This is a genomic window from Amycolatopsis sp. NPDC004378 (assembly GCF_053602455.1).
The window spans coordinates 30,006-38,834 of the sequence record NZ_JBSGDR010000020.1 but is presented as its reverse complement, the minus strand read 5'-3'; the positions used below and the strand labels follow the sequence as shown (position 1 = coordinate 38,834).

Sequence of the window (8,829 nt, the reverse complement as noted above, 5' to 3'; positions counted from 1 at the left end):
ACCTCCGGTTGTGCTACGGTCGGCTTAGCGGAGGTCCCTCCGCTTCACGATTGTCGCACGAAGACGGGGAACAGCCATGCCTTCCACCGAAACCGCCCCGCGACCGGGCGGGACCGGCACGCTCGCCGGCCGCACCGTCTCCCGCGTCGGCTACGGGGCGATGCAGCTCGAACGCCTCCACGACGACCGCGCCGCGGCCGTCGCGCTCCTGCGCCGCGCCTTCGACCTGGGCGTCGACCACGTCGACACCGCGCAGTTCTACGGCAACGGCTTCGTCAACGAGGTCCTCCGCGAGGCGATCCGGCCCGAAGACGACGTCCTGGTCGCCAGCAAGGTCGGCGCCGATCCCGACCCCGGCGGCCCGATCCCGCTGCGCCTGGCGCAACGGCCCGAGGAGCTGCGGGCGAGCGTCGAGGACAACCTGCGGTCGCTCGGGCTCGACCGGATCCCGCTGGTGAACCTGCGCCGCGCGGACCGCCGGCCCGGCGTCACGGCCGAGGGTGACCAGGTCGTCGACCTCGACGACCAGCTCACGGTCATGACGGCCCTGCGCGACGAAGGCAAGATCGGCGCGATCGGACTCAGCAGCGTGACCCTCGACGTCCTGCGCCGCGCGCTCCCGGCCGGCATCGCCTGCGTGCAGAACGCGTACAGCCTCGTCAGCCGGGACGACGAAGAGATGCTCCGGGTGTGCGTCGCGGAGGACATCGCCTGGGTGCCGTTCTTCCCGCTCGGCGGGGCCTTCCCCGCCCTGCCCAAGGTGACCGACGAGCCCGTGGTCAAGGCGGTCGCCGACGCCCTCGGCCGCACCCCGGCGCAGGTCGGCCAGGCCTGGCTGCTGCACCACGCGCCGAACGTCCACCTGATCCCGGGCACCGCGAGCGTGGCGCACCTCGAAGGCAACATCGCCGCCGGCGACATCGCCTTCGACGCCGGGACGCTCGCCGAGCTGGACGCGGTCCCGTCGCGCTCGATGGACTCCGCGCTCAGCTGACCTGCTGCAGGTACGCCGCGATCCGGACCCGCAGTTCGCGCACGTCCACCAGGTCGAGGGTGAACGACCCGGCCGGCCGGGTCCCGGGTTTCCGCTCGGCCGGCCGGCACGGCCCGGTGACGTGCACGTAGCCGTCGTCCGCGTTGTGCCGCGGCGCCGACCAGACCGGCTCCGGCCGTGCGGACCGGGCGCGCGCCCGCCAGTAGGCCGGCAGCTTCATCACCTCGCCGAGCGCCTTCGCGAACCCCCGCACGTCGTGCGGGTGCAGGGCCAGGTCACTGCCCGGCGCCACGCCGTCGCGCGCGACGGCGTGGGTGAACGTCACCTCGCCGCCGGACGTGCGGATCGTCCAGGGCGGCAGTTCGGTCAAGGTCGGCACGGGTCGCTCCTCCCACCAGCGGCCCCCAGGTCCCGGCCCAGCCTAGTCGATCTACCGCCGGCCCGGTGCCCAGGGAAGCACCGCTCCATTCCGGACCAGTTCGCCGTACTGGTCCGGAATGGCCGGACGGAACACCAGGTCCAGCAAGGTGTCCGCGGCCTGCGCCGGGCTGGGCGCGTCACGCACGTCCCACCACAGCGCCGATGTCGGGGTGTTCATCATCCCGGGACAGACGGCGGCGAGCAGGATCCCCCGCGCGAGGTCGTCGTCGCGCCGCTGGGCGGCGAGCGCGCGGACCGCCGCGACCTGGCCGATCTTGGACGGGATGTTGACGAAGCCCGGCCAGTCGCCGCCGCGGGCACTGCCGTCCGCGACGGCGTCGCGCCAGGCAGCGACCTGCTTGTCCACTTCGTCCAGGGAGGACAGTCCGTCGAACCGGTCGTGCAGCGCCGGGGCGAGGTGGTTCAGCGTGCCGAACGAGCTGGCCACGACGAGGAACCGGCCGCCGTCCCGCAGCAGCGGCGCGAACGCCCGCAGCAGCCGGGTGGTGCCGAAGTTGTTGACCTCCGCGTAGGCGCCCACGATCGCGCGCGGGTCGTCGTCGGGGCCGACGCGCATCACGGCGTTGCCGAACACGACGTCGACGCCGCCGTGGCGCTCGCGCAGCCGCGCCGCGAGCCGGTCGGCGCCACCGGGGTCGGCGACGTCGAGGACTTCACCCCGGACTTCGGCACCGCCAGCGGGCATCGCCTCGACGGCCTGCGCGACGCGCCCGGCGTCACGACCGGTCAGGTAGACGGTGTCCTCGGTGGACAGCCGCTGGGCGAGCCCCTCGACGAGGGCGAGCCCGAGGCCTTGGGTGGCGCCGGTGACGAGGGCGACCTTCGTGCGCTTCGCATCCATGAGTCCAAGCTAGGACCGTTTCGGGCATGCGAACAGCGAAAGAAACGCAGATCTGGTATGCGTAAACGTCATGACCTTCGCCGACGCCTCCCTGACCGCCCTGCGGGTGTTCCGAGAGGTCGCCGAGCGGGGCACGCTCACCGCCGCGGCCACGGCGCTCGGCTACACGCAGTCGGCCGTCTCGCGGCAGATCGCGTCCCTGGAACGCGCGGCGGGAACGCCGTTGCTGGAGCGCCGCCACGACGGCGTGCGGCTGACCTCGGCCGGGCAGGTCGTGGTGCGCCGGGCGGCGGGCGTCCTCGACCAGCTCGACGCCACCGCGCGCGAGCTGGCCGGACTGCCCGGCGAGCAGGGCACGGTCCGGCTCGGCTGGTTCCCGACCGCCGGCGCCGAGCTGCTCCCCCGGGCCCTCGCGACGCTGCGGCGCACCCACCCCGCCATCACCGTGCTCAGCCGGGAAGGCGGCACCCCGGCGCTGGTCCGGGCCCTGCGGGCCGGCACCGTGGACCTCGCGCTGCTGGCTTCGGCGCCGCCGTTCCGCCCGCCCGACACCGAGACCCCGGCGCTGGCCGTGCACACGCTCACCGAACGCAGCCTGCGCGTGGCCGTGCCCGAGTCCCACCCGCTCGCGCGCCGGGAGTACATCGACGTCGTCGACCTGCGCGGTCAGCGCTGGATCGCGGGCTCGGGCGACGACCGGGCACTGGGCGTGTGGCCGGGGCTGGACGAACGGCCCGAGATCGCCCACACCGCGCGCGACTGGCTGGCGAAGCTGCACCTCGTCGCCGCCGGCTGCGGGATCACGACGGTGCCCGGCTCGCTCGGCGGCGTGGCACCGCCCGGTGTGCGTGTCCTGGCCGTGCGCGGCGGGCCCGGCGAGCAGCGCCGCGTCCTGCTCGCCCACCTCCCGCGGCCGCTGCCGGAAGCCGCGGCCCGCGTCGCCGCCGCGCTGCGCGAAGCGGCCTTGGAACGCTAAGGCAACCCGATGACGGTCCGCGAGGTGAGCCGCCCCTTTTCCGGCTCCCGGGCGACTTCGCCGGCCGTGACCGCGGACGTCACCGCCCCGATCGCGTCTTCCGGGCGGTAGATCGTCTCCAGGAGCGTGAACTGCTGCAGCTCCGCGACCGTCCGGCGGCCGTGGCGCGCGAGCTCCGCTTCCAGCGCGCGCCGCAGTGGCAGCAGCTGCGGCGTCAAGGAGATGTCGACGAGCGTGCCTTCGGCGTCCCGCGGGTCGCGGTAGCGGATGCCCGCGAACTCGTCCACGGCCCACAGTTCGCTCTTGAACGTCGCGAGGTGCTTGCTGTCGCTCGTGGCGAACACCAGCAGCCGGACTTCGCCGTCGTCGGCGACCAACTCGACGGCGCACGCCGCCCGCAGCCCGGCGCGGTAGTCCGTGTCCGGGACGGGCGCGGTGACGACCACCTCGTGTCCCTTGCCGCGCGCGAGCGCGGCGAGCAGCGGCCACGCGCCCGGGCCGTCCAAATGCGCCAGCAGCGGCCCGGCCACCTCGAGGTCGCCGGCGTCCGGTTCTTCGCGCACGGACAACCCGTCCGGGGCGCCGCCGGGCGCCGCCGAGCCGACCACCACCAGTTCCAGGTGGTGCCCGTCGAGCCGGTCGGAGAACTCGCCGAAGACGCGGAGGGCGTCGGCCGCGAAGCCACCGCACTCGACGTACGTGCCGCCGCGCGGGGACCGCACCACCTTCGCCGTCCACGCGTCGAGGTACCGGACCAGCACGTCCCGCTCCACCGCGGCGTGCCGGCCGGGGCGCTGCCCGCGCTCGGCCACGCTTCCCGTTGTACCGCAGTGAACCGCGTGGCACCAGGGCCGCGACGTGCCGGAACGTGCCCGCCGGGTGGTCGCGCGCGCCGTCGTCGACGACGTACACCTCCTCGGGCCGGTGGTCCATCTCCAGGACGGTGGCGTGCGCGCCGGCCGCCCCGGTCCACAGTGGACGGAGGCGGCACCCCACACCACGCCGGGCCTACCGGCGGTCGTTCCGCCCCCATGACGGGTCCAGATCCTGGGCGCCGTTGCGCCGGGTGCGCGAAGCGAGTCCACTCGGCGCACCCGTTCCTACGCCGGAAGGTTCACCATGTCGGTCACCGACGAGCTCCTGGCCAACAACGCCGACTACGCCGCGGGTTTCAGCGGGCCGCTGCCGCTGCCGCCCGCCAAGCACGTCGCCGTGCTCGCGTGCATGGACGCGCGCATCAACGTCTACGGCGTGCTCGGCCTGCACGAAGGCGAGGCCCACGTGATCCGCAACGCGGGCGGGGTGGTCACCGAGGACGAGATCCGCTCCCTCGCCATCAGCCAGCGGCTGCTCGGCACCGAGGAGATCATCCTCATCCACCACACCGACTGCGGCATGCTCACCTTCACCGACGACGACTTCAAGAAGTCGATCCAGGAGGACGTCGGCGTCAAACCGGCTTGGGCCGCCGAAGCGTTCAGCGACCTCGACGAGGACGTCCGCCAGTCGATCGCGCGGATCAGGAACAGCCCCTTCATCCCGAAGAAGGAGTCCGTGCGGGGCTTCGTGTTCGACGTCGCGACCGGGAAGCTGGCCGAGGTCGCATGAGCACGAGACCACGGCTGACCGCCGACTGGGCCGCGGTGGCGGTCGCGGCGGTGCTGGTGCTGCTGGCGGCGTTCGGCGTGCTGCCGACGATCCCCTTCCTCGTCAAATGACGGCGGACACCGCCCGCCGCGGCGGGCTCACGGCGATCCCGGTCCTGCGGTACGTCCCCGGCCTGCTGCTGCTCGCCGCCGTCGGCGTGGTCGGCACGCTGGCGCAGAACGGTGTGCGCAGCATCGGCAAGGCGACCGGGACCGCGCTGCCCGACCTCGAATACGTGCTGTGGGCGATCATCCTCGGGCTGCTCATCCGCACCACGATCGGCATCCCGGCGGCGTTCCGGCCGGGCGTGGCGACCTACGAGTTCTGGCTGAAGACCGGCATCGTGCTGCTCGGCGCCAGGTTCGTGCTGGGCGACCTCGCCAAGCTCGGCGGCCTGAGCCTCGGCCTGATCCTGATCGACATGGCCGTGGCCACCACCGTGATCCTGCTGGTGGGCAAGCTCTTCGGGCTCGGCGGGAAACTGTCGTCGCTGCTGGCGATCGGCACGTCCATCTGCGGGGTGTCGGCGATCATCGCGGGCAAGGGCTCCATCGACGCCGACGACGAGGACTCCGGCTACGCGATCGCCGCGATCCTCGCGCTCGGCGCCGTCGCCCTGTTCACGTTCCCGCCGATCGGGCACGCGCTCGACCTGACCGACACCCAGTTCGGGCTGTGGGCGGGCCTGGCGGTGGACAACACGGCGGAGACGACGGCGACCGGCGCGGCCTACTCACCGCACGCCCAGGACGTCGCCGTCGCGGTGAAGAGCACGCGCAACGCCCTGATCGGGCTGGTCGTCCTCGGGTACGCGGCCTACTGGTCCACCCGCGGCGGCAGGAGTGTCGCAAGTGGACCGAAGGAGCGCGCCGCCTTCGTGTGGCGGACGTTCCCGAAGTTCGTGCTCGGCTTCATCGCCGTTTCGGCCCTCGCGACCGCGCACGTGTTCACCAAGGCCGAGGTCGCCGGCCTCGGCAACCTGTCGAAGTGGGCGTTCCTGCTGTGCTTCGCCGGCGTCGGCCTCAACTTCGACCTGCGGCAGCTGGCCCGCAGCGGGTTCCGGCCGCTCGTCGTCGCCGCGCTCGGGCTGGTCGTGGTGGCGGCGTGCTCCCTCGGGCTGGTGCTGCTGACGTCCCAGTGGATCACCTTCGGCTGACGACGGCCGCCGCGGCCAGCGCGGCCCCGAACACCAGGTAGGAGGCGAACAGCCCGCCGGCAGAGCTCAGCGCGCCGCCGACGGCGCGGCCCAGGAGCTGCCCGACGCACTCGGCCGTGATGACCGCGGTGGCCAGCTCCGTGGCGGTGAACCCGCCGTCGTCCGCCGTGGTGGCCCGGATGTAGAGGCCGGGATAGGCGAGCCCGACGCCGATCCCGGCCACGGTCCAGGCGATGAGCGCCACGGCGAACGAGCCGCCGAAGGCCAGCACGGCCGTGCCTGCCGCGGTCAGGCCCAACCCGATCGCGGGGCGGGGTCGCACCGACGTGGCCACCAGGCTCGTCACCGCCCAGGCCAGCGGGGCCGCGCTCAGGACGATCGCCGCCGGCCCGAGCCCGACGCCGAACCCGGCCGTCAGCAGCACGGTGATCAGGCTGTCCGCGCCGAAGTAGCCCACCGCGAACAACACCATCGCGGCCAGCGCGGCGGGCGTCCCCCGCCCGAGGCGCGCGGTGCCCGCGGGCAGGATCGCGACCATCCCGGCGACCGCGACGGCCGCCCCGCCGGCCGCGACGGGCCACCACCCCGCGCTGAGCACCACCCCGGCCGCGCCCAGGGGCACCAGCAGCGTCCGTCCCAGGGGGCGGCGTGCGTCGTCGCCGGGCGGGTCGTCCCGGACGGCGCGCACCACGAGCAACCGTCCGAAGAGGACGAACGGCACCGGCACCAGCAGCGTCCACCGCCAGCCGACGAGGTGTTCGAGCCCCAGCGTCGCGGCGGGCCCGACGAGGGCGGGCAGGATCCACATCGCCGACGACGCGGCGACCACCCGGATGCGCACGCGCTCGTCGAGGTGCCGGATCGCGGACCCGACCCCGAACACCGCCAGGAGGCCACTGGCGAGCCCGGTGGAGAACTGCCCCACGGCGAACGTCCACGCCGTGCCTGCGGTCGCCGCGACGACGAGCCCGCCGACGTAGGCGACCATCCCGGCGCCCAGGGTCCCTCGCGTCCCGAGCCGCCCCAGCACCCGGCTCGCCAGCGGAAGCGCGACGAACAACCCCAGACTGGAGCCGGCGACAAGCAGGCCGAGACTGTCCCGCGCACCGAGGTCCCCGGCTACGACCGGCAGGAGCGTCGAGGCGACGAAGCTCGTGACGGCGGCCGCGAACTCCAGCGCGACGATGCCTGCCGCGAGGACCAGCGTCCCCCGCGGCAGCACGCTCACGTGTACAGCTCGCGGTCGTACAGGTTGATCTGCACCGGGACGCCGTCGGGATCCTCGACGCGCAGGGAGCTGCCGAACCCTTCGTCGATCACGGGCCCCGGCTCGAACCCGGCCGCCTTCAGCCGTGCCGCGACGCCTTCCAGCGGTTCGTCGGCTTCGAAGGCGAGTTCGCAGCGGCCGGTGTCCGCTTCGGACCGGTGCAGGGCCAGCATCCCGCCCGCTGCGGGCAGTTCCACCCAGCCGCCGGGCCGCGAGACCGAGCCGACGCTCAGACCGAGGGCTTCGTAGAACCGCGTCAGCGCCTCGACGTTTTCGCTGTAGCGGATCGGCATCACGCGCATCAGGGACGTTCCTCGTTCTGTCGTAGGTACTCCTCGAGTACGCGCTCCACGAACGACGAGAGCGACTCGTCGGCATCGACCGAGGCGTGCTTCACCCGCCTGACCAGATCGGGTGGCAGGTAGACGCTGAACTGCCGCTTGGGTTGTGCGGGCATGCTCACATGCTAGCATGCCCGCAATGTAAGAAATGCGGCACGTGAGGGCCGCGCCTTCCGACGGGGTGGCTGTGATCTCCGCTTTCTGGCCCGCCGTCACGACCTTCGACAGCGTTCCGCCGTTCTGGCCCGTCACCTCGTACGTGATCGCCCATGATTTGCCCGTCGGGTTCGAACACGCTGCCAGGCCGGCACCCAGGACCACCACTGCCGCGAGCACTCCCGCGATCTTGATGAACCGACAGCAGGGAACCCGCAACCGCCCGCTTGGTCCTCACCCACGCCCGGGGTGACGACGCCGTCCTACCGGTTTTCGGCGGCGGAGGGCGCCGGGTTGCGGGCCATCGCGCCCGCGATCAGCATCGCCAGGCCGTTTTCCAGCGCCGGGGCCAGGTCCAGGTGCAGCGCGGCCAGTGCCGGGTCCACTTCGTAGGCCGCCAGTGCGCTGGGCGCCGGACGGCAGTGCGTCCAGAGGCCGCCCGTCAGGATCATCGCCAGCATGCACACCGAGCCCGCCTCGGCGCCGACCTCCGGGACCGCCCGGCGCAGCAGCGTGACCATCGTGTCCAGGCCCGTCAGTGCGGAACGTTTGAAGCGCACCACCACGTCGACGGACACGTTGTGCTCCAAGACACCCGCCTGCGCGCCGATGAGGTCGCAGAGCACCGTGCGGCGGGCCAGCGAGTGCGCGGTGACGGCCGCGAACCGGGCCCCCCGCTCGCTCGCGGGCAGGTCGGGGTCGACGCCCGAAGCCAGCTCGACGGCCACCTCGGCCAGCCAGTCCCGCAGCGCCCGGTCCAGCAGTTCGAGCAGCACCGCTTCGCGGGATTCGAAGTAGCGCAGCACGTTCGACTTGGCCAGCCCGACCCGCCGGGACAGCTCGTTGAGGCTCACGTCGGCCACCGGCATCTCGTCGAGCATGGCCAGCGCCGTGTCGAGGATCGTGCGGCGGCGCTCCTCCCGCTGCTCCGCGCTGCGCGCTCGCTGGAACGTCATGCGACCCAGCGTAACCCGCGTCGCACGAATTTGGAGACCGGCAGTCTCTTGACA

11 protein-coding genes are annotated in these 8,829 nt (G+C 73.1%); 4 read left to right on the top strand and 7 right to left on the bottom strand.

Annotated elements, in window-relative coordinates:
* Positions 1-76 precede the first annotated feature (76 nt).
* A complete protein-coding gene (locus ACWEN0_RS39030; RefSeq protein ID WP_451985096.1) occupies positions 77-994 on the top strand; it encodes an aldo/keto reductase in 918 nt (305 codons plus the stop codon).
* On the opposite strand, the gene ACWEN0_RS39025 is transcribed toward ACWEN0_RS39030, so the two are convergent.
* Together ACWEN0_RS39025 and ACWEN0_RS39020 are read right to left on the bottom strand one after the other, a co-directional pair.
* Positions 987-1,373, bottom strand: a complete 387-nt coding sequence (locus ACWEN0_RS39025) for a hypothetical protein (protein WP_451985094.1) — start codon at positions 1,371-1,373, stop codon at positions 987-989. The two genes, ACWEN0_RS39030 and ACWEN0_RS39025, sit on opposite strands and share 8 nt — an antisense overlap.
* A gap of 51 nt (positions 1,374-1,424) precedes the next feature.
* Complete coding sequence (locus tag ACWEN0_RS39020; protein ID WP_451985092.1) at positions 1,425-2,276, bottom strand: SDR family NAD(P)-dependent oxidoreductase; 852 nt, start codon at positions 2,274-2,276, stop codon at positions 1,425-1,427.
* Between the two features lie 70 nt (positions 2,277-2,346).
* On the opposite strand from ACWEN0_RS39020, the gene ACWEN0_RS39015 reads away from it, so the two are divergent.
* Positions 2,347-3,252, top strand: a complete 906-nt coding sequence (locus ACWEN0_RS39015; RefSeq protein WP_451985090.1) for a LysR family transcriptional regulator — start codon at positions 2,347-2,349, stop codon at positions 3,250-3,252.
* Here ACWEN0_RS39015 and ACWEN0_RS39010 read toward each other — a convergent pair.
* On the bottom strand, positions 3,249-4,064 hold the full coding sequence (locus ACWEN0_RS39010; RefSeq protein ID WP_451985087.1) for a hypothetical protein: 816 nt from the start codon (positions 4,062-4,064) through the stop codon (positions 3,249-3,251). The genes ACWEN0_RS39015 and ACWEN0_RS39010 overlap by 4 nt on opposite strands.
* A 307-nt stretch (positions 4,065-4,371) precedes the next feature.
* On the opposite strand from ACWEN0_RS39010, the gene ACWEN0_RS39005 reads away from it, so the two are divergent.
* Complete coding sequence (locus ACWEN0_RS39005) at positions 4,372-4,860, top strand: beta-class carbonic anhydrase (protein WP_451985085.1); 489 nt, start codon at positions 4,372-4,374, stop codon at positions 4,858-4,860.
* Positions 4,861-4,966: 106 nt separating this feature from the next.
* Positions 4,967-6,055 (top strand): YeiH family protein, encoded by a 1,089-nt coding sequence (locus tag ACWEN0_RS39000; protein ID WP_451985083.1) that lies wholly within the window; start codon positions 4,967-4,969, stop codon positions 6,053-6,055.
* Here the strand turns inward: ACWEN0_RS39000 and ACWEN0_RS38995 are convergent.
* The 4 genes from ACWEN0_RS38995 to ACWEN0_RS38980 form a co-directional block, all read right to left on the bottom strand.
* Positions 6,042-7,283 (bottom strand): MFS transporter, encoded by a 1,242-nt coding sequence (locus ACWEN0_RS38995; RefSeq protein WP_451985081.1) that lies wholly within the window; start codon positions 7,281-7,283, stop codon positions 6,042-6,044. The genes ACWEN0_RS39000 and ACWEN0_RS38995 overlap by 14 nt on opposite strands.
* Positions 7,280-7,624: a VOC family protein gene (locus tag ACWEN0_RS38990; RefSeq protein ID WP_451985079.1), complete on the bottom strand. Its 345-nt coding sequence runs from the start codon at positions 7,622-7,624 to the stop codon at positions 7,280-7,282. The genes ACWEN0_RS38995 and ACWEN0_RS38990 overlap by 4 nt, the downstream gene beginning before the upstream one ends.
* Positions 7,624-7,779 carry a CopG family transcriptional regulator gene (locus ACWEN0_RS38985; RefSeq protein WP_451985077.1) on the bottom strand — a complete coding sequence of 52 codons (156 nt, stop codon included), beginning with the start codon at positions 7,777-7,779 and terminating at the stop codon, positions 7,624-7,626. Before ACWEN0_RS38985 ends, ACWEN0_RS38990 begins: the two co-directional genes overlap by 1 nt.
* Positions 7,780-8,082: 303 nt before the next feature.
* A complete protein-coding gene (locus tag ACWEN0_RS38980) occupies positions 8,083-8,775 on the bottom strand; it encodes a TetR family transcriptional regulator (RefSeq protein ID WP_451985075.1) in 693 nt (230 codons plus the stop codon).
* Between the last annotated feature and the right edge of the window lie 54 nt (positions 8,776-8,829).